Source organism: Bradyrhizobium sp. CB82, assembly GCF_029714405.1.
Classification (GTDB): domain Bacteria; phylum Pseudomonadota; class Alphaproteobacteria; order Rhizobiales; family Xanthobacteraceae; genus Bradyrhizobium.
Genome location: NZ_CP121650.1, coordinates 8,523,472 through 8,548,293 on the forward strand (window position 1 = coordinate 8,523,472; position 24,822 = coordinate 8,548,293).

The 24,822-nt window shown below is 64.0% G+C and carries 24 protein-coding genes and 1 pseudogene; 15 read left to right on the plus strand and 10 right to left on the minus strand.

The features are described 5' to 3' along the window. Positions 1 to 6 precede the first annotated feature (6 nt). From urtC to urtA, 3 genes are all read right to left on the minus strand, one after another. A complete protein-coding gene (urtC, locus tag QA640_RS40450) occupies positions 7 to 1,176 on the minus strand; it encodes an urea ABC transporter permease subunit UrtC (RefSeq protein ID WP_283038178.1) in 1,170 nt (389 codons plus the stop codon). After that, on the minus strand, positions 1,173 to 2,780 hold the full coding sequence (gene urtB, locus QA640_RS40455; RefSeq protein ID WP_283038179.1) for an urea ABC transporter permease subunit UrtB: 1,608 nt from the start codon (positions 2,778 to 2,780) through the stop codon (positions 1,173 to 1,175). Before urtB ends, urtC begins: the two co-directional genes overlap by 4 nt. A gap of 82 nt (positions 2,781 to 2,862) precedes the next feature. After that, a complete protein-coding gene (gene urtA, locus QA640_RS40460; protein ID WP_283038180.1) occupies positions 2,863 to 4,185 on the minus strand; it encodes an urea ABC transporter substrate-binding protein in 1,323 nt (440 codons plus the stop codon). 510 nt (positions 4,186 to 4,695) lie between these two features. Here urtA and QA640_RS40465 point away from each other — a divergent pair. From QA640_RS40465 to QA640_RS40475, 3 genes are all read left to right on the plus strand, one after another. Further along, positions 4,696 to 6,174: a DEAD/DEAH box helicase gene (locus QA640_RS40465; RefSeq protein WP_283038181.1), complete on the plus strand. Its 1,479-nt coding sequence runs from the start codon at positions 4,696 to 4,698 to the stop codon at positions 6,172 to 6,174. Positions 6,175 to 6,198: 24 nt separating this feature from the next. After that, positions 6,199 to 6,489, plus strand: coding sequence for a translation initiation factor IF-1 (gene infA / locus QA640_RS40470; RefSeq protein ID WP_283038182.1), 291 nt, complete (start codon positions 6,199 to 6,201; stop codon positions 6,487 to 6,489). A 272-nt stretch (positions 6,490 to 6,761) separates the two neighbouring features. Next, positions 6,762 to 6,974 (plus strand): cold-shock protein, encoded by a 213-nt coding sequence (locus QA640_RS40475; RefSeq protein WP_283038183.1) that lies wholly within the window; start codon positions 6,762 to 6,764, stop codon positions 6,972 to 6,974. An 88-nt stretch (positions 6,975 to 7,062) separates the two neighbouring features. On the opposite strand, the pseudogene QA640_RS40480 reads toward QA640_RS40475, so the two are convergent. The 3 genes and pseudogenes from QA640_RS40480 to QA640_RS40490 all read right to left on the minus strand — a co-directional run. Next, positions 7,063 to 7,182, minus strand: a pseudogene (locus QA640_RS40480) (pilus assembly protein); the annotation flags it as partial. Positions 7,183 to 7,228: 46 nt separating this feature from the next. After that, on the minus strand, positions 7,229 to 7,726 hold the full coding sequence (locus tag QA640_RS40485; RefSeq protein WP_283038184.1) for a pilus assembly protein N-terminal domain-containing protein: 498 nt from the start codon (positions 7,724 to 7,726) through the stop codon (positions 7,229 to 7,231). 255 nt (positions 7,727 to 7,981) lie between these two features. Next, entirely contained in the window at positions 7,982 to 8,809 is an 828-nt protein-coding gene (locus tag QA640_RS40490; RefSeq protein WP_283038185.1) for a sterol desaturase family protein, read from the minus strand. Between the two features lie 288 nt (positions 8,810 to 9,097). Between QA640_RS40490 and QA640_RS40495 the strand changes: the two genes are divergently transcribed. The 10 genes from QA640_RS40495 (at position 9,098) to QA640_RS40540 (ending at position 18,023) form a co-directional block, all read left to right on the plus strand. Then, entirely contained in the window at positions 9,098 to 9,262 is a 165-nt protein-coding gene (locus QA640_RS40495) for a Flp family type IVb pilin (RefSeq protein ID WP_283038186.1), read from the plus strand. A 78-nt stretch (positions 9,263 to 9,340) separates the two neighbouring features. After that, positions 9,341 to 9,475, plus strand: coding sequence for a hypothetical protein (locus QA640_RS40500; RefSeq protein WP_283043139.1), 135 nt, complete (start codon positions 9,341 to 9,343; stop codon positions 9,473 to 9,475). A 111-nt stretch (positions 9,476 to 9,586) separates the two neighbouring features. Then, positions 9,587 to 10,111 carry a prepilin peptidase gene (locus QA640_RS40505; RefSeq protein WP_283038187.1) on the plus strand — a complete coding sequence of 175 codons (525 nt, stop codon included), beginning with the start codon at positions 9,587 to 9,589 and terminating at the stop codon, positions 10,109 to 10,111. Between the two features lie 127 nt (positions 10,112 to 10,238). After that, complete coding sequence (gene cpaB / locus QA640_RS40510) at positions 10,239 to 11,039, plus strand: Flp pilus assembly protein CpaB (RefSeq protein ID WP_283038188.1); 801 nt, start codon at positions 10,239 to 10,241, stop codon at positions 11,037 to 11,039. 44 nt (positions 11,040 to 11,083) lie between these two features. Continuing rightward, positions 11,084 to 12,532 (plus strand): type II and III secretion system protein family protein, encoded by a 1,449-nt coding sequence (locus QA640_RS40515; RefSeq protein ID WP_283038189.1) that lies wholly within the window; start codon positions 11,084 to 11,086, stop codon positions 12,530 to 12,532. Positions 12,533 to 12,554: 22 nt separating this feature from the next. Next, positions 12,555 to 13,292, plus strand: coding sequence for a CpaD family pilus assembly protein (locus QA640_RS40520; protein ID WP_283038190.1), 738 nt, complete (start codon positions 12,555 to 12,557; stop codon positions 13,290 to 13,292). Continuing rightward, the gene (locus QA640_RS40525) at positions 13,289 to 14,557 is read left to right on the plus strand and encodes an AAA family ATPase (RefSeq protein WP_283038191.1); all 1,269 of its coding nucleotides are present in this window, start codon (positions 13,289 to 13,291) and stop codon (positions 14,555 to 14,557) included. The genes QA640_RS40520 and QA640_RS40525 overlap by 4 nt, the downstream gene beginning before the upstream one ends. Positions 14,558 to 14,577: 20 nt before the next feature. Further along, positions 14,578 to 16,047 (plus strand): CpaF family protein, encoded by a 1,470-nt coding sequence (locus QA640_RS40530; protein ID WP_283038192.1) that lies wholly within the window; start codon positions 14,578 to 14,580, stop codon positions 16,045 to 16,047. A gap of 13 nt (positions 16,048 to 16,060) precedes the next feature. Then, the gene (locus QA640_RS40535; RefSeq protein ID WP_283038193.1) at positions 16,061 to 17,038 is read left to right on the plus strand and encodes a type II secretion system F family protein; all 978 of its coding nucleotides are present in this window, start codon (positions 16,061 to 16,063) and stop codon (positions 17,036 to 17,038) included. 10 nt (positions 17,039 to 17,048) lie between these two features. Continuing rightward, on the plus strand, positions 17,049 to 18,023 hold the full coding sequence (locus QA640_RS40540; RefSeq protein WP_283038194.1) for a type II secretion system F family protein: 975 nt from the start codon (positions 17,049 to 17,051) through the stop codon (positions 18,021 to 18,023). A 369-nt stretch (positions 18,024 to 18,392) separates the two neighbouring features. Here QA640_RS40540 and QA640_RS40545 read toward each other — a convergent pair whose 3' ends face one another. Both QA640_RS40545 and QA640_RS40550 read right to left on the minus strand, forming a co-directional pair. Then, positions 18,393 to 19,211, minus strand: coding sequence for a tetratricopeptide repeat protein (locus QA640_RS40545; RefSeq protein WP_283038195.1), 819 nt, complete (start codon positions 19,209 to 19,211; stop codon positions 18,393 to 18,395). A 195-nt stretch (positions 19,212 to 19,406) separates the two neighbouring features. Continuing rightward, complete coding sequence (locus QA640_RS40550) at positions 19,407 to 19,610, minus strand: hypothetical protein (protein ID WP_283038196.1); 204 nt, start codon at positions 19,608 to 19,610, stop codon at positions 19,407 to 19,409. A gap of 200 nt (positions 19,611 to 19,810) precedes the next feature. Between QA640_RS40550 and QA640_RS40555 the strand changes: the two genes are divergently transcribed. Together QA640_RS40555 and QA640_RS40560 are read left to right on the plus strand one after the other, a co-directional pair. Beyond that, positions 19,811 to 21,187 carry a leucyl aminopeptidase family protein gene (locus tag QA640_RS40555; protein WP_283038197.1) on the plus strand — a complete coding sequence of 459 codons (1,377 nt, stop codon included), beginning with the start codon at positions 19,811 to 19,813 and terminating at the stop codon, positions 21,185 to 21,187. Then, a complete protein-coding gene (locus QA640_RS40560) occupies positions 21,180 to 22,022 on the plus strand; it encodes a C40 family peptidase (protein ID WP_283038198.1) in 843 nt (280 codons plus the stop codon). Before QA640_RS40555 ends, QA640_RS40560 begins: the two co-directional genes overlap by 8 nt. A 101-nt stretch (positions 22,023 to 22,123) precedes the next feature. Here QA640_RS40560 and QA640_RS40565 read toward each other — a convergent pair whose 3' ends face one another. Together QA640_RS40565 and QA640_RS40570 are read right to left on the minus strand one after the other, a co-directional pair. Next, positions 22,124 to 22,933, minus strand: coding sequence for a hypothetical protein (locus tag QA640_RS40565; RefSeq protein ID WP_283038199.1), 810 nt, complete (start codon positions 22,931 to 22,933; stop codon positions 22,124 to 22,126). Between the two features lie 251 nt (positions 22,934 to 23,184). Next, the gene (locus QA640_RS40570; RefSeq protein WP_283038200.1) at positions 23,185 to 24,822 is read right to left on the minus strand and encodes an ABC transporter ATP-binding protein; all 1,638 of its coding nucleotides are present in this window, start codon (positions 24,820 to 24,822) and stop codon (positions 23,185 to 23,187) included.

Sequence of the window (24,822 nt, forward strand, 5' to 3'; positions counted from 1 at the left end):
TTCCGCCTACTCCGCCATGTCAGGTTCGCTGACGCCATCTTCAGCCGCGGCGCTTGCCGCGTTTGCCCCGCCGTTCCTCGCCTTCCAGGGCTCCCACCAGGAGTTGAATGTGCCGACGATGCCCTTCGGCAACAGCAGCGTCACGAGGATGAACAACGCACCCAGCATGAACAGCCAGTACGGCGCGAGCACGCCGGAGGTGAAGAACGTCTTGGCATAGTTGACGACGACGGCGCCGAGCGCCGCGCCGACAAGGGTGCCGCGGCCGCCGACCGCGACCCAGATTACCGCCTCGATCGAGTTGCCCGGCGCGAATTCGGATGGGTTGATGATGCCGACCTGCGGCACGTAGAGAGCGCCGGCGACACCGGCCATGCAGGCCGACACCGTGAACACGAACAGCTTGTAGAACTCGACGCGGTAGCCGAGAAAGCGCGTGCGGGATTCCGCGTCACGGATCGCGATCAGCACCTTGCCGAGCTTTGAGGTGACGATGGCCCGGCAGATCAGGAAACCGACGATCAGCGCCAGGCAGCTCAGCGCGAACAGCGTGGCGCGCGTGCCCTCCGCCTGCACGTTGAAGCCGAGGATATCCTTGAAGTCGGTCAGGCCGTTGTTGCCGCCGAAACCGAAATCGTTGCGGAAGAAGCCGAGCAGGAGCGCATAAGTCATCGCCTGTGTGATGATCGACAGGTACACGCCGGTGACGCGCGAGCGGAAGGCCAGCCAGCCGAAGCAGAAGGCGAGCAGGCCGGGAACGAACAGCACCATCAGCGCTGCGAACCAGAACATATCGAAGCCGTACCAGTACCAGGGTAGCTTCTGCCAGTTCAGGAACACCATGAAGTCGGGCAGGATCGGATTGCCGTAGACGCCGCGGGTGCCGATCTGCCGCATCAGGTACATGCCCATGGCGTAGCCGCCGAGCGCGAAGAACGCGCCGTGGCCGAGCGAGAGGATGCCGCAATAGCCCCAGATCAGGTCGATCGACAGCGCCAGGATGGCGTAGCAGACATACTTGCCCCAGAGCGCGACCAGATAGGTCGGCACCTGGAAGAACGAGCCGGCCGGCAACAGCAGGTTGGAGAGCGGAATCAGGATGCCGCAGGCGGCGACGATGGCAAGAAACATCGTCGCGCCGCGGTCCAGCGATCGCGTGAGCATGTGAGGGGTCATGCTTCCACCGCACGGCCCTTGAGCGCGAACAGGCCGCGCGGGCGCTTTTGAATGAAAAGGATGATCAGGACCAGGATCGCGATCTTGCCGAGCACGGCGCCGGCGACCGGCTCCAGGAACTTGTTGGCGATGCCGAGCGTGAAGGCGCCGACCAGCGTGCCCCAGAGATTGCCGACCCCGCCGAATACCACGACCATGAAGCTGTCGATGATGTAGCTCTGGCCGAGATTGGGGCTGACGTTGTCGATCTGCGACAGCGCGACGCCGGCAATGCCGGCGATGCCGGAGCCGAGGCCGAAGGTCAGCGCGTCGACGCGCGAGGTGGCGATGCCCATCGAGGCCGCCATGCGGCGGTTCTGCGTCACCGCGCGCATCTCGAGACCGAGCGCGGTGTAGCGCAGCATCGCGAGCAGGATCGCAAACACCGCGAGCGTGAAGCAGAGGATCCAGAGCCGGTTATAGGTGATGGTGATCTGGCCGAGTTCGAAGGCGCCGCTCATCCAGGAGGGGTTGCCGACCTCGCGGTTGGTGGGACCGAATGCGGTGCGCACCGCCTGCTGGAGCACCAAGGACAGGCCCCAGGTCGCGAGCAGTGTCTCCAGCGGACGGCCGTAGAGGAAGCGGATGATGCTGCGCTCGATCAAGACGCCGATCGCGCCTGACACCAGGAAGGCGAGCGGCACGGCGATCAACAGCGAATAGTCGAACAAAGCGGGATAGCGGGTGCGGATCACCTCCTGCACCACGAAGGTGGTGTAGGCGCCCAGCATCACCATCTCGCCATGGGCCATGTTGATGACGCCCATCACGCCGAAGGTGATGGCGAGGCCGATCGCGGCGAGCAGCAGCACCGAACCGAGCGACAGGCCGTACCAGGCGTTCTGCACGCTGGACCAGACCGCGAGTGAGCTCTGGATCGAGCCGATCGCGCTTGCCGCGGCCTTGGTCACCGAAGCCGGCTGGTCGCCCATGCCGGTCAGCAGCGCCAGCGCTTCCTGGTCACCTCTAGCCTTGATGGTGGCGACGGCTTCAAGTTTCTCGACCTCCGTGGCGTCGGATTTGAACAGCAGGATCGCCGCCCGGGCTTCACTGAGCGCCGTCCTGACCGACTTGCTGGTCTCCTTGGCGAGCGCGTTGTCGACGGCGTCGAGGGCGCTTTCCTCATGCGACTTGAAGACGGATTGCGCAGCCTGCATGCGCGTTGCGAGATCCGGCGACATCAGAGTCAGGCTGCCGAGCGCTGCATCGACGCTGCGACGCAGGCGGTTGTTGAGGCGGACCGCGCTGGCGCTGTCCGGAACGCTCGCGACCGGCTGGCCGGTTGTGGCATCGATCGACTTGCCGTCGGTGCCGGTGATGTAGACTTTCTTGCTGTCCGGATCGGCCATCAGACGGTCGTCCTGCAAGGCGCTGATGATCGGAAAAGCGAGCGGATTGCCGCTGCTCGCAACAACGCCGATCGCTTCTTCGGTGTCGGAAAAATCGTCGTTGGCGAATTTGGCGACCGCATCCTCGAACGGGCCGGCCAAGGCCGGCAGCGCGAACGCGATCAGGAATAACGAAAGCGCAAGCGTGCAGAGACGGGCTGGCAATTTTGCGAGCACTGTGAATTACCCCGGCAGAAATGGGTGGAGAGGGCGGCGGGAGCGCTGCCCTCTCCGTGTCGTCTTATCACTCAGACCGGGATCAGGAGCCCGAACCGAGGCACTTGTTGGTCTTGACGTTGTAATTGCCGCACTTCTTCACGACCCAGTCGCCGATCAGGTCCTTGGAGCCGTCGAGTTCCTTCGACCAGGCGTCGCCCGGAACGAGGCTCGGCGTCTTCCAGACCACGTCGAACTGTCCGTTGCCCTTGATCTCGCCGATGAACACCGGCTTGGTGATGTGGTGGTTCGGCAGCATCTTGGAGGTGCCACCGGTCAGGTTCGGCGCCTCGATGCCGGGAAGCGCATCGATCACCTTGTCCGGATCGGTCGACTTCACCTTCTCGACCGCCTTCACCCACATGTTGAAGCCGATCACGTGCGCTTCCATCGGGTCGTTGGTGGTGCGCTTCGGGTTCTTGGTGTAGGCCTGCCACTCCTTGATGAACTTCTCGTTCGCCGGAGTCTTGATCGACTCGAAGTAATTCCAGGCGGCAAGATGACCGACCAGCGGCTTGGTGTCGATGCCGGCGAGCTCTTCCTCACCCACCGAGAAGGCGACCACCGGGATATCCTTGGCCTTGATGCCCTGGTTGCCGAGTTCCTTGTAGAAGGGAACGTTGGCGTCGCCGTTGATGGTCGAGACCACCGCGGTTTTCTTGCCGGCCGAGCCGAACTTCTTGATATCGGCGACGATCGTCTGCCAGTCGGAGTGACCAAACGGCGTGTAGTTGATCATGATGTCTTCCTGGGCGACACCCTTCGACTTCAGGTAGGCTTCCAGGATCTTGTTGGTGGTGCGCGGATAGACGTAGTCGGTGCCCGCGAGCACCCAGCGCTTCACCTTCTCTTCCTTCATCAGGTAGTCGACGGCGGGGATCGCCTGCTGGTTCGGCGCAGCACCCGTGTAGAACACATTGCGCTCGCTCTCCTCACCCTCGTACTGCACGGGGTAGAACAGGATGTTGTTCAGCTCCTTGAAGACCGGGAGCACCGACTTGCGCGACACGGAGGTCCAGCAGCCGAACACGACGGCGACCTTGTCCTTGGTGATCAGCTCGCGCGCCTTCTCGGCGAACAGCGGCCAGTTCGAAGCGGGATCGACGACGACGGCCTCGAGCTTCTTGCCGAGCACGCCGCCCTTCTTGTTCTGCTCGTCGATCAGGAAGAGGATGGTGTCTTTCAGCGTAGTCTCGCTGATGGCCATGGTGCCTGAGAGAGAATGCAGCACACCGACCTTGATGGTGTCGTCTGCGGCCTTTGCGCCGGTAAAGGAAGCCAGCCCCAGCATCAGTCCGGCGGTCGCGGCGAGCAGGCCGCGGCGGCTAAATGACGCCGCTATATCGTGAGTGGATTTAGTAAGCATGAGATATCATCTCCCTGACGCAGACGTGAAAACGCTGCGAACGGCCCCACGGCCGCCAGCGGTTAACGGAATCGCAAGAACCATGCCATGGGCCTGGCGCCGACTAAGCCGATGATCTATCGTGAGAATTTTTGCGGAACCAAGAATTTGCCACACTTGACCCGCCCAAATCTTGAGCAGAAAAAATGTATGCTTATGCGGCATACAGCCCATTTTCTGATCAAAAATCGGGCATTGTCTAAATTTCCGGCAGAACTATTCGCACACCGCAACGCCAGGCTGCGGCCGCGCCGCCTTGAAAGCGCCTCCGGGATGTTCCATATGACGTTCCGAGACCCCTGCGAATCATCCGAATGATCAACGGGTCGTAGCGAGCCGCGTGTTCTTAAGCCCGTTTGGGCCTCTGGCTTGCCCCTCTCATCAAGCAATCCGACACCCCAAACACGCAGGTGTCTTCTCGACGCCCCTTGCGCGCGCCATGCGGAAACAGCGTGGGCGCCCGCTTTTGACATGGAAAGAACCCCTCTTTTGACTTCCTTTCAGGACTTCGGCCTGGCCGATCCCATTTCGCGTGCCCTCAAAGACGAAAACTACGTCACGCCAACCCCTATTCAGGCGCAGACCATCCCCCTGGCATTGACCGGACGCGACGTCGTCGGCATCGCCCAAACCGGCACCGGCAAGACCGCGTCCTTCGCGCTGCCGATCCTGCATCGCCTGCTGGACAACCGCATCAAGCCGCAGCCCAAGACCTGCCGCGTGCTCGTGCTGTCGCCCACCCGCGAGCTGTCCGGCCAGATCCTCGACAGTTTCAACGCCTATGGCCGCCACATCCGCCTGTCCTCGGCGCTCGCCATCGGCGGTGTGCCGATGGGCCGCCAGGTCCGCGCGCTGATGCAGGGTGTCGAAGTGCTGGTGGCCACCCCCGGCCGCCTGCTCGACCTCGTGCAGAGCAACGGGCTGAAGCTCTCCAGCGTCGAGTTCCTCGTGCTGGATGAGGCCGACCGCATGCTCGACATGGGCTTCATCAACGACATCCGCAAAATCGTCGCCAAGCTGCCGATCAAGCGTCAGACGCTGTTCTTTTCAGCCACCATGCCGAAGGACATCGCCGAGCTAGCCGACTCGATGCTGCGCGACCCGGCCCGCGTCGCCGTCACACCGGTGTCCTCGACGGCGGAGCGCATCCGCCAGCGCATCATCCAGGTGGATTTTTCCGCCAAGCCCGCGTTCCTGACCAAGCTCCTGAAGGACGAGCCGATCGACCGCGCGCTGGTTTTCACCCGCACCAAGCACGGGGCCGACAAGGTGGTGAAGACGCTGGCCAAGGCCGGCATCGCCTCCAACGCCATTCACGGCAACAAGTCGCAGAACCATCGCGAGCGGACGCTGGCCCAGTTCCGCTCGGGCGAGATCCGCACGCTGGTGGCGACCGACATCGCCGCCCGCGGCATCGATGTCGACGGCATCAGCCACGTCATCAATTTCGACCTGCCGAACGTACCGGAGACTTATGTCCACCGCATCGGCCGCACCGCGCGGGCCGGCGCCGATGGCACCGCGATCTCGCTGGTCGCAGGTGGCGAGGAGCTCAGCTATCTCCGCGACATCGAGCGCCTGATCCGCGTCGCGCTCCCGCGCGAGGATCACCGTACCGACGCCGGCCGCGAGGCAGCGCATGCGCCGTCCGCTCCTGCAAAGCAGCATCGTCCGGGCCGCCCGGGTCCACGCCCGCAGGGCGCGCGGCATGGCGATGGCCGGCATGGCGACGGGCGGCATCTGGATGGCAGGCCCGGCGACGGCCATAAGGCCTCAAAGGGGTCTCGCCGCCGCCGTTCCGGTGGTAAGATGAATTCGTCACCAAACGATCGACCGGAACAGCGTCCCGCGCATGGCGCCGGCCAGTCTGATGGGATACAAGGCGTTGCGTTTTTACGCCGCGAGAGTCGTCCGAATGGTCGGCCCAACCACAAACCCTATTCGCACTAGCCGTCCCACGACCTGGAGAAATTCATGGCTAAGGAAGAGCTGATCCAGTTCGAAGGACTGGTCACTGAAATCCTCCCCGACGCGCGCTACCGCGTGCAGCTCGACGCCGGGCACGAGATCGTCGCCTACACCGCCGGCAAGATGAAGAAGAACCGCATCAAGACGCTGGCGGGAGACCGCGTGACGGTGGAGATGTCGCCCTACGACCTGGAAAAAGGACGGCTGATTTTCCGCCACAAGGACGAACGTCCTGGTCCGGCCGGCGGCCCGCCGCGGGGCGCGGCTCAGCGCGGCGGACAGTTCCGCCGTCGTTAAGGCCCCGCGGCCGCGCCGCGGTACGGAAATAAAGTTCTGGCCTGATGCGATCTGCCGCCCTCCCGGGCGGCCGATCAAAAAATCGTGCACGTCAGGATTGTTTTGAGACCCCCTTTCCAATAAAATGAATTAATCGATTTTCGGCCGGACGACATTAGCATCCACCGGTACAGCCGGTTCAGACACGCTGACGACCCTTCCAAAAATTCGATCGAACCAGCCCGCGAGAGAGTGGGCTTTGACATTGTGTTATCTGAGAAGGGACGACCCACGTGAGCATGGGAACCGTGAAGTGGTTTAACGCGACCAAGGGCTATGGCTTCATTCAGCCCGACGACGGCGGCAAGGACGTGTTCGTGCACATCAGCGCCGTGGAACGTGCCGGCCTTGGCACGCTGCGCGAAGGCCAGAAGATCTCCTACGAGATCGTGGCCGATCGTCGGTCCGGCAAGTCGGCTGCCGACAACCTCCGCTCCGCCGGCTAAACTAAAGCCGGCGCGCTCCAAACGAACTGAGCAAATGAAAGGCCGCGCGTTCCGCACGGCCTTTTTTCATGTCCAAAAATCAGATGGGGTATGGCGGCAAAATGCCGTAAGACGCAGCGAAGAAGTTGGTCATGTCGGCATCGCCGATCGACGTCGATTGCGAGGTGAGATCGGACAGCGTGCGCGCCCTCATGATGACCAAACGCTGCAGACGCAACGGGAGATAACGGCCGCCGGTGGAGAGGCCGGCCGTCTTAGTTCGTCTTGGCCGCCGAGCTGGCGTTGCCGCTCGCCGAATTGCTCAGCGTACCGGCCTGGCCGATCGTGTTGTTGAAATAGGTGTCACTGTCGCCGAGCGTCACGCGGCGCTGGCAGATCGGCATGCAGCTGTAGGACTCGCGCTCGATCCCGCGATAGACGGTGACGAGCCGGTCGCTCGGTCCTTCGACCTGGATCTGCCGGTCGACGAGGATCTCCCCGCCGCGGTCCAGCGCGATGAAGTTGGTAGCACCGTAGCCCTTGCCGGTCACCACGATCATGCCGCCCGGCTGGAGCGTGACGTCTGCGATCAGGGGATTGCCGACCACGATGGTCGCGACCTTTCCAGGCAGCTTCACGAGCTTGGCCTGGTCGACATTGACGGCGATGGCGTCGCTGGTCGGCTCGGCAAGACCGGCTGCCGGCAATGCCAGGACGGCGGCCGCAACCAGGACACAAACACGCGCGTGACGGCGCAGCAACTCTTTACGCATACTCTACCCCGGGACGTAACCTGGCCGACTAAGGCGATACAAGGCGGAGCCGGCGCCCGACCCGGCTAAACTGACCTCAATTCATGAACGTTCCGCAAACGCGAGGGTTAAAGCCTGATGCGATCGGGCAAAAACCGTCGTGATGGCACGCTTTTGCCGGCGCACGATCCCTGCGCAAACACTCAGCGCTTGTCGCGAGGGAAAACCGGCTGCACATTTTGCGCTAGCGCGGCGCTTCGGGTCCGGATCGTGCCTTTAGTGGCGGAACGGATAGGCGAGCTGACCGCCGATCTCGCTCGGCATCTCCGCTTCGTCCTTGCCATAGTCCTGCGGCAGCTCGTTCGCCGGCATCCGGAAGGTCCCGAACAGGATGTCCCAGAGCGGGAAGGTGCCGGCAAAATTGGTGTTGCCGCCCTGCTCGAGCGAAGTGTGGTGCCAGCGGTGAAACACCGGGGTCGCCAGCACATATTTGAACGGTCCGAGCGTCCAGTTGAGATTGGCGTGCACGAAGGCCGAATGGAAGGTGGTGAACGGTCCGAGCCAGATCATCACGTTCGGCGAGATGCCGATGGTGAGCAGCACGACGTCGACGCCGATCGTGCCGAGCACCAGATTTACCGGATGGAAGCGTGCCGCCGAGATCCAGCCCAGCTCTTCCGAGGAATGGTGGATCGCGTGGTACTTCCAGAAGCCGCCGCCGTGAAACAGCCGGTGCAGCCAGTACAGCATGAAATCCGACAGGATGAGGAACAGCGCCGCCTGCGCCCATAGCGGCAGCTCTGACAGCGGACCGTGACCGTTGTCGTAGAAGGCGATCAGCTCGTCGGGATCGTGGATGTTGAAGACGACACCGGCAGCGACGATCAAGAGCCCGATTCGCATCGTGCGGGCGAACACCGGCACGAAGAACCAGTAGCAGATGTCGGTGACGATCTCGCGCTTGCGCCACCACGGCACGCCGGGGTTGCAGGCCCAGAAATGCTCGAGCACGGTGAAGACCACTGCGAGCGCCGCGGTAACGGGAACGACCTTTGCGATGGTCTCGCCGAGCATCAAGGCGACGTCCACGGGCAGGCTCGACATCAGCGTCTCACTTCTCATCTGTATCGGCTTTATGCCTACGCTTCGAAATTTAAGGGAGCGTGAAGCCGCGCCTGCACATTGACGATCTCTGTTCCCGCGGGCAGCCGCGGATGCGTCGAATTTTGAGCGCGCGCCTTAAGAGGAAATTGACTCTGCTGAAAAGCATCACGCCACGATCGAGTTTCCGTGATCAGATTAACCGTACCGCAATGGCTGGGCTCTCATCCTCACAATGCTTGAGAATTGCGCCGAACGAGGCCACCCCACACCTACATGGAGTTCTTGCTCATGAAGAACCTGATTGTGCGTTTCGTGAATGATGAATCCGGCGCCACCGCCATCGAGTATGGCCTGATCGCCGCCGGCATCGCGCTCGCGATCATCACCGTCGTCAACAACCTCGGCACCTCCCTGAATTCCAAGTTCGGCTCGATCAGCAGCTCGCTGAAGTGAGCGTCCGACCAGTTGCAGCAGAAGCCCCGGATAGGTCCGGGGCTTTGTCTTTCCGGAAAACCTCGAGTTCCAGTGGCGTTGCGTAAGAGCAGAACCGATGCCGTGTTCGAGACGGCAGCTTCCGCGCACAGCGAGGCGCCGACCTATTGGGTCTGCCTTGCGCTGTTGCTCGCACTGGTCGCGCTCGCGGCCCGGATCGCCAGCATCTTGTGATCTCCGCCGCAAGCGCTGTGCCGCATCCCGTTTCAGGTTTGTTTAACACTGGCGGCTAAAATCTCGCGAGCTCCGATCCGCGCCGGCCAGCGCTCCCTTAAGAAGCAGATCATGATCCTCGACCTCGCGCGCCTTCTGCTCTTCCCGGCCCTGATGGCCTTCGCCGCCGCGAGCGATCTGCTCACGATGACCATCTCGAACCGGGTGTCGCTGGCGCTGGTCGCCGGCTTCTTCGTTCTTGCCTTCGTGGCCGGCATGGCGCCTTACGACATGCTGACCCATGTCGGCGCCGGCGCCCTGATGCTCGTCGTCGCATTCGCCTGCTTTGCCATGGGCTGGATCGGCGGCGGCGACGCGAAAGTCGCAGCCTCCGTCGCGCTTTGGTTCGGCTTTACCCACCTGATGAACTTCCTGCTCTACGCCTCGCTGTTCGGCGGCGCGCTGACCTTGCTGCTACTCCAATTCCGGCAATGGCCGTTGCCTTACGGACTTGCCGCACAGGCCTGGCTCGCGCGGCTGCACGCCAAGGAGGGCGACATCCCCTACGGCATCGCGCTCGCGATCGGCGCGCTGATGGTCTATCCGGAGACGGAATGGGTGAAAGCGATCGATCTCGCTCACCTCGCGCTGCGCTGAACTCACCCGATAAACCCGGCGTTAAGGCGATTTAGATACGCCTCATTAACCATGCTTTGACGTTTAGCTGGTCAACTGCCATCACGGCGGCGGCAGCGTCGCGGCGTCTTGTGGAAAGTGAAGCGTAATGAACACCGCACGCATTGTCGTCCTGACGGTCGCTATCGGTGCCGGCGGCGTCGCCGCGTACCTGGCGAGCGGGTCCGACAGCCCGGCGCCGGCCCCGGCGCCGGTCGCACAGCTTCCGACCGTCGACGTCCTGGTCGCCAAGTCCGACATCGGCCTCGGTCAGGTCGTCAAGCCCGAAGACATGCAATGGCAGACCTGGCCGGCCGCGACCGCCAGCGCCGTTTTCATCCGCCGCAACGAACGTCCCGACGCTACCACCCAGATCGTGGGTTCGATCGCCCGCGCGCCCTTCATCCAGGGCGAGCCGATCCGCGAGCAGAAGCTGGTGAAGGCCGAAGGGTCCGGCTTCATGGCCGCAATCCTGCCGAGCGGCATGCGTGCCGTCTCCACCGAAATCTCGCCGGAGACCGGCGCCGGCGGCTTCATCCTGCCTAACGACCGCGTCGACGTGCTGCTCACCCGGCGCGACAAGACTGCGAGCGCGAGCGCCACGGGCGGCGACATCGTCAATTCCGAAATCCTCCTGTCCAATATCCGCGTGCTGGCGATCGACCAGGCGCCGAAGGAGAAGGACGGCCAGAACAGCGTCGTCGGCAAGACCGTGACGCTTGAATTGAAGCCGGAGCAGACCGAAACGCTGGCACGTGCGCGCCAGACCGGCACGCTGTCGCTGGCGCTGCGCAGCATCGCGGACGTCAACGCCAAGAACGAGAACGAGGACGAGCCGGCGCGCAGGCGCGGCGAGAGCGTCTCGGTCATTCGCTTCGGCATTCCGAGCCAGATGACCGCACAGAAGTGACGATGGGGGCTTTCGATATGAATTGCAGGGGCAAAGGGGCGGCGATGCGGACCAGCATGGTCCGCGCTCTGTCGTTTTCAGCCGCGCTCGCACTGACGCTCAATCCGGCGCTCACCCCGGTCATCGCCGCCGACTATCGCAACGCGGCGCCGATCGCGGCCGACGGCCAGATGAGCGCGCGCTTCCTGTCGCTCGGCGTCGGCAAGTCGATCGTGATCGATCTGCCGCGCGACATCAAGGACGTGCTGGTCGCCGATCCCAAGATCGCCAACGCGGTGGTCCGCTCGGCGCAGCGCGCCTATATCATCGGCGCCGCCGTCGGCCAGACCAACATCGTGTTCTTCGATTCCGCCGGCCAGCAGATCGCGGCCTATGACATCGCGGTCAAGCGCGACCTCAACGGCATCCGCGCCGCGCTGAAGCAGGTCTCGCCCAACTCCGACATCCAGATCGACGGCCTCGGCGACGGCGTCATCCTGACCGGCACGGCGGCAAACCCCATCGAGGCGCAGCAGGCCAACGACCTCGCCGTCCGCCTTGCCGGCGGGGCCGACAAGGTGGTGAACTCCGTCGTGGTCCGCGGCCGCGACCAGGTCATGCTGAAGGTGACGGTTGCCGAAGTCGCGCGCAATATCATCAAGCAGCTCGGCATCGACCTCTCCGCCAATCTCGCTTACGGCACCGCCGTGGTGAACTTCACCAACTCCAACCCGTTCACGGCCTTGGGCCGCAATCTGGTGTCCGGCAACAGCCTGAACACGCAGTTCGGCTCGACCCCCTCCGTGCAGGCGACGCTGCGCGCGATGGAAACCGCGGGCGTGATCCGCACGCTCGCCGAGCCGAACCTGACCGCGATCTCGGGCGAGTCGGCGACCTTCATCGCCGGCGGCGAATTCCCGGTGCCAGCGGGTTATGCCTGCGATCCGACTACGCACGTCTGTACCACCCAGATCAGCTTCAAGAAGTTCGGCATCTCGCTCAACTTCACCCCAGTGGTGCTGACCGAGGGCAAGATCAGCCTGCGCGTCATGACCGAAGTCTCGGAGCTGTCCAACGACAATTCGATTACCCTGTCGCAGGCGGTCACCTCGACCACGGTGAACTCGCTGACGGTGCCCTCGATCAAGACCCGTCGGGCGGAGACCACGCTGGAAATTCCCTCCGGCGGCGCGATGGCGATGGCGGGCCTGATCCAGGAGCAGACCAAGCAGGCGATCAGCGGCTTGCCCGGACTCATGCAGCTTCCGGTGCTCGGCACGCTGTTCCGCAGCCGCGACTACGTCAATAACCAGACCGAGCTGATGGTTCTGGTGACGCCTTATATCGTGCGCGCCGTCGCGCAAAAGGACCTGTCACGTCCGGATGACGGCTTTGCCGCGCCTTCCGATCCGCAGGCCGAGCTGCTCGGCAACATCAACCGCATCTATGGCGTGCCGGGCCGGGTCGATCCCGCGCGGAATTACCGTGGCACCTACGGCTTCATCACGGACTGAGGCCGAACGGGGGACTTTGAGAATGACCACCAGATCACCCCAGAATCGCAATAGCGCCCTTCGCGTCAGCGGCGCGCTCGTCGGCATTGCGATCGCGCTCGGCGCCTGCACTCATACCGATGAGGCCGTCACCGCCTCCATTCCCGAGGATTACAAGCAGCGCCACCCGATCGCGATCGAGGAGCAGAACCGATCCATCGTCGTCTTCGTCGGTCACGCGCGCGGCGGACTGACCGCAGCCCAGCGCGCCGATGTCATGGGTCTGGCGTCGTCCTGGATGCATGAGGGCACCGGCGCGATCCATATCGACGTACCGACCGACACGCCCAATGCACGCCCGGCCGCAGAATCGCTGCGGGAAATCCAGGCGCTGCTGGCTGCGGCCGGCCTGCCGCCGCGCGGCGTCATCGTGCGGCGCTACCACCCCGAAGATCAGCGCTTCCTGCCGCCGATCCGGCTGACTTATTCCAGGATCGGCGCGGTCGCGGGCCCCTGCGGGCTGTGGCCGGAAGATCTCGGTCCCTCCTACAAGAACCCGCGATGGTTCGAGAACAGATCCTACTACAATTTCGGCTGCAGCTATCAGCGGAATATGGCTGCAATGATCGACAATCCGTCGGATCTTGAGCAGCCGCGGCCTGAAACGCCGGCCTACACGATGCGCCGTAACGCCGCCTTCGAGAAATATCGCAAGGGCCAGACGACGGCGACCACCTATTCCGAGGCCGACAAGGCCAAACTCAGCGACACCGGCAAATGATCAGCTACGCTCGCCAGACTCAAGAAGAGCAGTCGCAGGGCGCGCCACCGTCGGCAGAGGAGCATATTGCACCTGCCCCGCGCGTCTCGGTCCAGGCGTTCTGCGAGACTGTGGAGACCGCTGCCGCCGTGCAGTCGGCCGGCGAGGACCGCCGCCTCGGCAAAGCCCATCTGAAGATCCAGATGGGCGGCATCGCGGCCGCGGCCGAAGCCTATCGCTCAGCACCCACGCCAAACGTGATCGTCCTGGAGAGCGACGGGCGGACCGACCTGCTCGGCGGGCTCGACCAGCTCGCGACCGTCTGCGATGCGGGCACTCGCGTCGTCGTGATCGGCCGCATCAACGATGTCATGCTTTATCGCGAGCTCGTACGCCGCGGCGTCAGCGACTACGTGCTGGCACCGGTTGGCCCGATCGACGTCGTGCGATCTATCTGCAATCTGTTCTCTGCGCCGGAAGCCAAGGCGGTCGGCCGCATCATCGCAATCGTCGGCGCCAAGGGCGGCGTCGGTGCTTCCACCATCAGCCACAACGTCGCCTGGGCGATCGCGCGCGACCTCGCGATGGACGCGGTGGTCGCCGATCTCGACCTCGCCTTCGGCACCGCCGGGCTCGACTACAATCAGGATCCGCCGCAGGGCATCGCCGACGCGGTGTTCTCGCCGGACCGTGTCGATACCGCCTTCGTCGACCGTCTGCTGTCCAAGTGCACCGACCATCTGAGCCTGTTGGCCGCGCCCGCCACGCTCGACCGGGTCTATGATTTTGGCACCGACGCATTTGACGCCGTGTTCGACACGCTGCGCTCGACCATGCCCTGCATCGTGCTCGACGTCCCGCACCAGTGGACGGGTTGGACCAAGCGCGCCCTGATCGGGGCGGACGACATCCTGATCGTGGCCGCACCCGACCTTGCGAACCTGCGCAACACCAAGAACCTGTTCGACCTCTTGAAAGCGGCCCGGCCGAACGACCGGCCGCCGCTGTACTGCCTGAACCAGGTCGGCGTCCCCAAACGGCCCGAAATCGCCGCCACCGAGTTCGCCAAGGCGATCGAGAGCCAGCCGATCGCCTCGATCCCGTTCGAGCCCCAGACTTTCGGCTCCGCAGCCAATAACGGCCAGATGATCGCGGAAATCTCGGCCAACCATAAGACGATCGACATGTTCCTCCAGATCGCCCAGCGCCTGACCGGCCGCAGCGAGACCAAGAAGCAAAAGTCATCGTTCCTTTCACCCCTGATTGAGAAGTTGCGCGGAAAATAGCCGCCGCATGGAGTTGTTAAGTGTTCGGTAAGCGTAGCGGAACAGACACCGACCTTCGGGCCCTCAAGCCCGGCGCCGTGTCGCCAGAGCCTGCCCAGGCCTCGGCGCCGGGTGTTTCGCGCGCCCCGCCGCCCCCGGCCGTCACCTCGCCCCCGCTGGCACCGATCAAGGCCCCGCCGCCGCCACCGATGGAGAGCCGTCGCTCGGACAATTACTACGAGGTCAAGGCGACGATCTTCGGCGCCCTGATCGAGGCGATCGACCTCGCCCAGCTCGCCAAGCTCGATTCGGAGTCCGCGCGCGAGGAGATCCGCGATATCGTCAACGAGATCATCGCGATCAAGAACATCGTGATGTCGATCGCCGAGCAGGAGGAACTGCTCGACGACATCTGCAACGACGTGCTCGGTTATGGCCCGCTCGAGCCGCTGCTGTCGCGCGATGACATCGCCGACATCATGGTCAACGGTGCCAACACCGTATTCATCGAAGTCGGCGGCAAAATCCAGCGTACCGGCATCCGCTTCCGCGACAACCAGCAGCTGCTCAACATCTGCCAGCGCATCGTCAGCCAGGTCGGCCGGCGCGTCGACGAATCCTCGCCGATCTGCGACGCCCGTCTTGCCGACGGCTCCCGCGTCAACGCCATCGTGCCGCCGCTGTCGATCGACGGCCCCGCGCTCACCATCCGCAAGTTCAAGAAGGACAAGCTGACGCTGGATCAGCTCGTCAAGTTCGGCGCGATCACCCCTGAAGGCGCAGAGATCCTGCAGATCATCGGCCGCTGCCGCTGCAACGTGCTGATCTCAGGCGGCACCGGTTCGGGCAAGACGACGCTGCTCAACTGCATGACCAACTACATCGAGCACGACGAGCGCGTCATCACCTGCGAGGATGCGGCGGAATTGCAGCTGCAGCAGCCTCACGTGGTGCGGCTGGAAACCCGCCCGCCCAACATCGAGGGTGAAGGCCAGGTCACGATGCGCGAATTGGTGCGCAACTGCCTGCGTATGCGCCCCGAACGCATCATCGTCGGCGAGGTCCGCGGACCCGAAGCCTTCGACCTGTTGCAGGCCATGAACACCGGCCATGACGGCTCGATGGGCACGCTGCACGCCAACAATCCGCGCGAGGCGCTGTCGCGCTGCGAATCCATGATCACGATGGGCGGCTTCTCCCTGCCCTCGCGGACCATCCGCGAAATGATCTGCGCCTCCATCGACGTCATCATCCAGGCCGCCCGCCTGCGCGACGGTTCGCGCCGCATCACCCACATCACCGAGGTGATGGGCATGGAAGGCGACACCATCATCACCCAGGACATCTTCCTCTATGACCTCGTGGGTGAGGACGCCAACGGCAAGATCATCGGACGGCATCGTTCGACCGGCATCGGCCGCCCCCGCTTCTGGGAGCGCGCCCGCTACTACGGCGAGGAGAAGCGCCTTGCCGCTGCACTCGATGCGGCGGAAGTGGCGGCAAAGACGTGAGCGGTAACGCACCATGAAGATGCAGGTCCTCGCCCTCGCCTTTCTCGCCACCGCCGCCGTCGGCGGCGTCGCCTGGGTCTTCCTCTATCCGGTGTTGTCCGGCGAGCGAAAAGCGGAGAGCCGCCGCGCCTCCGTCGCGCGCGCCGAGCCGGCCGCGACACGACAGGCCGAGAAAAACCAGCGCTCGCGCCGCGAGCAGGTCGAGAGCACGCTCAAGGATCTCGAGCAGCGTCGTCTCAAGGAAAAGAGCGTTCCGCTCCATATGCGGCTGTCGCAGGCCGGACTCGACTGGACGCCGCAGAAATTCTGGATCATTTCCGCCGCGCTCGGCGGCACGTTCTTCTTCCTCGCCATGTTCGCCGGCGGCGGACTGCTGGGGGCCGCGGGCCTCGCCTTCGCCGGCGGCTTCGGCCTGCCGCGCTGGATGCTGAGCTTCCTGAAGAAGCGCCGCGAGAACAAGTTCCTGGCAGCCCTCCCGGACGCGGTCGACGTCATCGTCCGCGGCATCAAGGCCGGCCTGCCGCTGTTCGAATCGATCAAGGTCGTCGCCGCCGATTCGCCGGAGCCGCTGCGCAGCGAATTCCTGGCGATCATCGAGACCCAGGCGATCGGCATGCCGCTGGGTGAGGCCTGCTCGCGTCTCTATGAGCGCATGCCGCTGCCGGAGGCGAATTTCTTCGGCATCGTCGTGTCGATCCAGCAGAAGTCCGGCGGCAACCTCTCCGAGGCACTCGGTAACCTCTCCAAGGTGCTGCGCGACCGCAAGAAGATGAAGGAAAAGATCCAGGCGATGTCGATGGAGGCCAAGGCCTCGGCCGGCATCATCGGCTCGCTGCCGCCGATCGTGATGTTCCTGGTCTATCTCACGACCCCGCAATACATCTCGCTGCTGTGGACCCACCCGACCGGTCAGCTCATGCTGGTCGGCTGCGTCGTCTGGATGTCGATGGGCATCCTGGTGATGAAGAAAATGATCAACTTCGACTTCTGACGGTGCGCGTATGGTCGATCTCCTCGTCACGAAACTGCACGACGTTCACTTCATGACTATGTTGCTGGCGGCCATAGCCGCCAGCGCCACCGTCTACACGCTGGTGATGCCGCTGTTCGCCGGCGAGGGCCTTGCCAAGCGCATGAAGGCGGTGGCAAGCGAGCGCGAGCGCATCCGGCAGCGCGAACGAGACCGGCTCACCAAGACCGAGAAGGTCTCGCTGCGCCAGACGCCGAAGCAGCTCGTCTCCAAGGTGGTCGAGGACTTCAACCTCACCAAATGGCTGGCACAGGAAGCTGCGCGCGAGAAGCTCGTGATGGCAGGCTATCGCGGCCAGGCACCCTACGTCACCTTCCTGTTCGCCCGCATGGTGACGCCGCTGGTGCTGTTCGTCGGCGCCATGCTCTACGTGTTCGTGGTCGCGCATATGGAGCAATCGCTGCCGATCAAGATCGGCATTTGCGTCGGCGCCGCATATCTCGGCCTCCAGGCGCCGATGCTGTTCCTGAAGAACGCAATCTCCAAGCGCCAGCTCTCGATCAAGCGCGCCTTCCCCGACGCGCTCGACCTGCTGCTGATCTGCATCGAGTCCGGCATGTCGGTCGAGATGGCATTTCGGAAGGTCGCGACCGAGATCGTCGGCCAGTCGATCGCGCTGTCGGAGGAATTCACGCTGACTACGGCCGAGCTGTCCTATTTGCAGGACCGCAAGGTGGCCTATGAGAACCTCTCGCGCCGTACCGGCCTCGAAGGCGTCAAATCGGTCTGTCTCGCACTCCAGCAGGCGGAGCGCTACGGCACCCCGCTCGGACATTCCTTGCGCGTGATGGCGCAGGAAAACCGCGACATGCGCATGAACGAGGCCGAAAAGAAGGCCGCCGCGCTGCCGCCGAAGCTGACGGTGCCGATGATCCTGTTCTTCCTGCCGGTGCTGTTCGTCGTCATTCTCGGACCGACCGGCATCAAGGTCTCCGAGCTGCACTGACGGCTCGCACCGCCGAACACGCTTTGAGCGCGATGAGATCAAGCGCGAACGGTTGCCAAGGTTCATCTCTCCCTAACCTTACTGTGTCACTAACCCTCATGGTGAGGAGCGCGAAGCGCGTCTCGAACCATGAGGCCCCGCCTGTGGCCCACATCCTTCGAGACGCTTGCTTCGCAAGCTCCTTATGACACAGTAAGACTAAAGATGAATCGTCATCGCGCTTTGGGTTGTTGTTTGCGCACAATCTCCGCGCAAACGCGTTCCGTGTTTGCGCGAGGGAAAACCGCTTCGCACTTTTCCGGATCATGCTCTGGGGAGAACCGCGGCTCGGCTCGCACCGATCCAACAAAAACTCGTCCTGCTTTAGCCCTATTCGGATTGGCTGAGGGAAGCGACCGGCACCGGCATGCGCTTGGCCGGGCTGCGCGGCGCGTCGTTGCGGTTCAGCATTTCCTTCAGGTAGGCGACGTTGGCCGCGGCTTCGTCCGGCGGCAGGTCAGCCTTGACGATGGTCTCGGCCTCCGCGAAGCGCCCCTGCAAGCCGATCACCAGCGCAAGATTCTGCCGCACCCGCGCGCTGGCGCGTGGCGAGGCATAGGCCTGCCGGAGCGTCTCTTCGGCCCGCGGCAGCTCCTTGGTGAGCATGTAGGAGAGGCCGAGATTCGACAGGACGCCGGGATCGCCGGGCGCGATCCTCAGCGCGCTGACATAGTAGCGGCGCGCCTCCTCGTGCCGGCCCATCTGGTCGAGGCAGGTGCCCTGCACGGAGAGCAGCCGCCAATCCGGATTATCGGGCGAGTGCGCCTTCGACAGCACATCGAAGGCCTGCTGGAAATTGCCATTGTCGGCGAGCGCGCGGCCATAGAGCGCCAGAAGCGGCTTGTTGCCGGGATGGGCGATGGTCGCCTGCTCCAGCACGGCGGCGGCCTGCGCCCGCTGGCCGTTGGCGCGCAGCGCCTGGCCATAGGCGAGCGCGGCGTCGGGATCCTTGGGATTGGCGCGGTATCGCTCGCCATAGACCTCGGCGGCGCGGGCAGGATCCGCGGGCGCGGCTTCTGACCGGGGTCCGATCGAGCCGGTGACATCGGAGAGCTTCGACATGGCCGTGCAGCCGCCAAGGCCGGCCGCCAGTACCGCGAGCAGCGAGCTGGATGCAAGAACCCGGGCAACACAAGACTGCTGACGCATGACGCTTTGACTCTCGAGCCGATTGATCGAGCCGAACGCGCCAGCAATAGACTGTTAACCCTAATGCCAGGTTAACGGGGGCCGCCCTCAACGGCGGAGCCGTCCGCGCCCGGTCGAAGTCAGCCCAAGCCTTTCGTGCCAATTCTCCGCGCGAACCGCGCGATCAGATCGCCGATTGTGTCGGCGAGGCGCGGCTCAATATTCCATGGCGAGCCGCTTCCGGACCTCGTCGATGCGTTTGTCGAGCGCGTCGAAGCGCGCGTGGACCGCGCGATCGTGGAGATAGAAAACGTAGCCGCCGGCGAGGAATGCAAAGATCCAGTGATGATGCTCGACATAGGCGAAGACCGCCTCGATGGCCTGGCCGAAAAACGCGACCACGCTCCACAGAGATTCCATTGCATTCCCTCCCGGCACGGCTTGTCTTGGACCCGCGGCACTGATGCCGCGGACGGGTTTGGCCGGAACCTAGCATGGTGAGGCTGAGGCGAGTAGCGGCTCGCGAGCGCGCCGGTCGGCGGCGAAGCCGATTGCAGGTGCGGCGAAACTCTGCGAAGTCTCTTGCCATCATCTGAACCATCTTGGGGCCGGACCCGCCAATGCCCTCCGTATTCGAGACGTCGTCTGCCGCCATTCCCATCACATTCGTGACCAAATCGAGCTGGGACCAGGTCGCCGAGACGCTGTCGCCGCCGCAACGCCAGTTCGCAACTGCCAACGGCTTTGCCGGAAAGGCGGGCGCATATCTTGCCTTGCCGGCACCGGACGGCGCGGTCGCAGGGGTGCTGTTCGGCCTCGAGGACGAGGCCGCACGATCACGCGACCTGTTCCGGGCGGGCAGCCTGCCCGGGCTGCTGCCGCCGGGCACCTATCGCTTCGCCAATGCACCGCATGATGCGCGCCTCGCCGCCCTCGCCTTCGCGCTCGGCAGTTATCGCTTTGCCCGTTACCGCAAGGCGGACGCGCCCGAGGTCAGGCTGGTGCCGCCCGACGGGGTCGACGTTGCTGAGGTTACGCGGATCGCGGATGCCGCGTGTCTGGCGCGCGATCTCGTCAACACGCCTGCCAACGACATGGGGCCGGAGGAGCTCGCTGCGACCGCGCAGGCGCTCGCCGCCGAGTTCGGCGCGAGCTTCGTCTGTATCGTCGGCGACGAATTGAAGGCGCAGAACTTTCCGCTGATCCATGCCGTCGGCATGGCTTCGGCCCGCGCGCCGCGGCTGATCGACATCACCTGGGGCAACCCTGCGCATCCCAAGGTCACGCTGGTCGGCAAGGGTGTCTGCTTCGACACCGGCGGGCTCGACCTGAAGCCGTCGAGCGGCATGCTGATCATGAAGAAGGACATGGGCGGTGCGGCCAACGTGCTGGCGCTCGCGCGCATGGTGATGGGCGCCAAGCTCAAGGTGCGTCTGCGCGTGCTGGTCCCCGCCGTCGAGAATGCGGTCGCCGGCAATGCCTTCCGTCCGCTCGACATCTTCCCCTCGCGCAAGGGGATCACGGTCGAGATCGGCAACACCGATGCCGAGGGCCGGCTGGTGCTGGCCGACGCGCTGGCGCTGGCGGACGAGGAGAGGCCCGATCTCTTGATTGATCTGGGCACGCTGACCGGCGCGGCGCGCGTCGCGCTGGGGCCGGATTTACCGCCTTTTTACACCAATGATGAGACGCTTGCCGCCGACGTCGCGCGCTGCGCGGTGAAGGAGAACGATCCATTGTGGCGCATGCCGCTGTGGCCGGCTTATGATTCCTGGCTGGACTCCAAGACGGCCAATATCACCAACGCGCCATCAGGCACCTTTGCCGGCTCGATCACCTGCGCGCTGTTCCTGCAGCGTTTCGTCGAGCAGGCGAAGAGCTGGCTGCATGTCGATATCTACGCCTGGACCCCATCGGCAAAACCCGCGCGACCGGAGGGTGGCGAATGCCAGGCCGCACGCGCACTCTACACACTCCTGAGCGAACGCTATGCATGACGAGCGGCTGACACCGGCGCGGGGCGATATCGCCGCGAAATACCTCGAAGGCAAGGTGCAGGCCGACCGCTTCGTCACCGGCGAGGAGTTCGAGGTGATCGAGGCGCTCGCGCCGTTGCGTGAACAGCCGTCGCCGAACGCAACGCTGATGACCGAGGCGCTGCGCGGCGAACGTGTTACGATCTACGATCGCAACGGCGAAGGCTGGGCCTGGGGCCAGCTCGTAAGCGACGGCTATGTCGGCTGGCTGCCTGATGCGGCGCTCGCCAGGCCCGTTGCGGCGCCGACGCACAAGGTCGGCGCGGTCCGGACCCTTGCCTTTCCGGGCCCGTCGATCAAGCTGCCGCCATGCGACGCGCTCGTCATGGGATCCAAGGTTGCCGTGACGCGCGACGACGGGCCTTTCGCGGTCACCCGCGAGGGACACTATCTGCCGAAGACCCATCTCGTCGCTCTCGATCATCGCGAGCCGGATTTCGTAGGGGTCGCGGAGCGCTTCGTCGGCACGCCTTATCTCTGGGGCGGCAAGAGCAGCCTTGGCATCGATTGCTCGGGTCTCGTGCAGGTCTCGTTGACCGTCGCTGGCATCGGTTGCCCGCGCGACAGCGACATGCAACTGGCGGGGCTTGGGCGAGCGCTCGAAGCACAGGAGCTCAAGACGTTACAGCGCGGCGATCTGATCTTCTGGAAGGGCCATGTCGCGATCGTGCGCGATGGCAGCACCATGGTCCATGCCAATGCGCATCACATGGCGACGGTGATCGAGGCGATCGAGCCGGCGATCGCGCGCATCAGGCAGGCCGGTAGCGAGGTCGCTGCGATCAAGCGGCTGTAGGGCGTCTACTCACGAATTCTCAAGGTACTGGCGCTCCGCCGACCAACGACTGCAACAGCTCTGGCGACAGTGTAACAGCCGAGGCCGACCGGGTGCTGGGACTAGTGCACCGACCATGGCCATGCCAATAGGGGTTGCGGTTTCCTGGCTTGCGACCGCTCGGCGGTTGGCAGCGGCTTTTGCGTCTGGGCGACATGGGCCGGCTGCCGGGGACGCGGTAGTGGTATTCCGGGCATCACCTTTGGTTCTTCGGGACTTACCTTTGGTGGCGCTTCGGGCATCGCCTTTGGCTCTGAAGCGTTGGCGACGACCTGGGCGAGTTGGTCCTGGCTCGCGTTGAGCCGCTCGGTAAGCATCTGGCTTTCGTGCGCCATCGCGATCTGGTCCGCCTTGACCTGGTCGATGATACCGTTATTGCGTGCGGTTTCATCCCGGCTCGCCTTGAGCTGACTGGCGAGATTTTCATTGTCGCTGGCCAGTTTTTCTTGCTCCGCCTTGAGCCGTTCGACCGTTCGGCTCAAGGCAGCGATGTCGCGCACGATCGGTTCGAGCTGCTGCGCCAACTCGGAATGCAGGGCCACCACAGTCGGCGCGGCGACGTCCGGCGCGGCATGTGTCAGTGGTGCCGTGTCGGGGGGAACCGTTGTCGCGGTATCAACGGAGGATGACCACCACGAGCCCACGACCCCAATGGATGCCGCCAAGAGAGAACCGACCAAAGCCACGTAGCGCCAATCTGCCAAACGATGAATCTCTGCCAGGGGGACCCGAGACATCTTCATGATGGTCGACTGGATGCTGATCGGTGGGGCCGAAGGACTGACTCCCACTTCGTGCGCCAAGTTCGAAAGCTGCTCCTCAAGGCTCGCGATCTGTCCTTCCGCGAGGTTGTCGTCGATTGTGGAATTCATTTGGTGCCCCGTATCAAATGCATTGGCATCCGCCTGAGAGCGATCCACGCATCCCCGTTACGACGAGCTTCGCCGGAACGAAGATGGCTCTTGAGCCTGCGACGCTTCTCAGGAATGAGCATGCAGCTGCACGTCAACCGTCTTTTCCACCCAGCTCAGTAGCGTTTTTAACGCAGCCGAGAAGGCGGAACTATGTTCATGGCCGGAGAACTACGGAAGGAACCCTGTCCCATCGGACGCACGGGACGGGGCTAAGTCGCCACCGAGCCATTCCCCGCCATCTCCAGCCGGAATGCAGCCGCGAACAGCGCCCGCGTATAATCCGTCTTGGGGTTCTTGAAGAGCTCCGCCGCCTGTCCCTCCTCGACGACCTTGCCGCCGCGCATCACGATGAGGTGGCTCGCGAGCGAGGCGACCACGCGCAAATCATGCGAGATGAACATGTAGGTGAGATCGCGCTTGCGCTGCAATTCGCGCAGGAGATCGACCATCTGCGCCTGGAACAGCATGTCGAGCGCGCTGGTCGGCTCGTCCAGCACGACAAAATCCGGCTCAAGCACGATCGCACGCGCAATGCTGATGCGCTGGCGTTGGCCGCCGGAAAATTCGTGCGGATAGCGGAAGCGCGTCTCCGGATTGAGGCCGACATCCTCGAGTGCCTTCGTGACGCGCGCCTCGCGGTCCTCGCGCGACAGGTTGGGCTGATGCACCGAGAGGCCCTCGCCGACGATGTCGGCGACCGACATGCGCGGGCTGAGCGAGCCGAACGGATCCTGGAACACGATCTGCATGTCGCGCCGGAACGGGCGCATCTCCTTGAAGCGCAGGCCCTGGATGTCTTTTCCCAGGAAGACGATGCGGCCGTTCGACGAGATCAGTCGCAACAGCGCGAGCCCGAGCGTCGTCTTGCCGGAGCCGGACTCGCCGACGACGCCGAGCGTCTCGCCCTTGCGCACGGCGACGCTGACGCCGTCGACCGCCTTGATGTGGCCGACGGTCTTGCGCAGGAAGCCGCGCTTGATCGGAAACCAGACTTTGAGCGCATCCGCCGACATCACGACCGGCGCATTCGGCTGCGGCGGCGCCGGATCCGGCTTCGGCTCGGCCGCAAGCAAGTCGCGCGTATAGGGGTGCTTGGGGCTGTTGAAGACCTGCTCGACCGGCCCCTGCTCGACGATCTTGCCGCCGTTCATCACGCAGACGGTGTCGGCGATGCGGCGCACGATGCCGAGGTCATGGGTGATGAACAGCAGGCTCATGCCGAGGCGGGAGCGAATCTCGGCAAGCAGCGCCAGGATCTGGGCCTGCACCGTGACGTCGAGCGCCGTGGTCGGCTCGTCCGCAATCAACAGGTCGGGCTCGTTGGCGAGCGCCATCGCGATCATCACGCGCTGGCGCTGGCCGCCGGAGAGTTGATGCGGATAGCTCGCGAGCCGCGTCTCGGGATCGGGGATGCCGACCTGGGCGAGCAGCTCCAGCGTCCGCTTGCGCGCGAGCGTATTGCTGGTCGGATTGTGAAGCTGGATGATCTCACCGATCTGCGCCTCGATCGTGTGCAGCGGATTGAGCGAGGTCATCGGCTCCTGGAAGATGATGGAGATGTCGCTGCCGCGAATCCCGCGCATCTCCTGTTCCGAGAGGTTCAGGATCTCACGCCCCTTGAAGCGGATGCTTCCCGAGGGATGCGAAGCGTTCGGATAAGGCAGGAGCTTCATGACCGAGAGCGCGCTGACCGATTTGCCGGAGCCGGATTCGCCGACCAGCGCCACGCATTCGCCGCGCTTGATCTGGAACGAGACCTTGTCGACGGCGAGCGTCGTGCCGACGCCCTGGTGGAAGGCTACCGAAAGCTCGCGCACGCTGAGCAGAGGCTGGTTGATCGCGTCCAT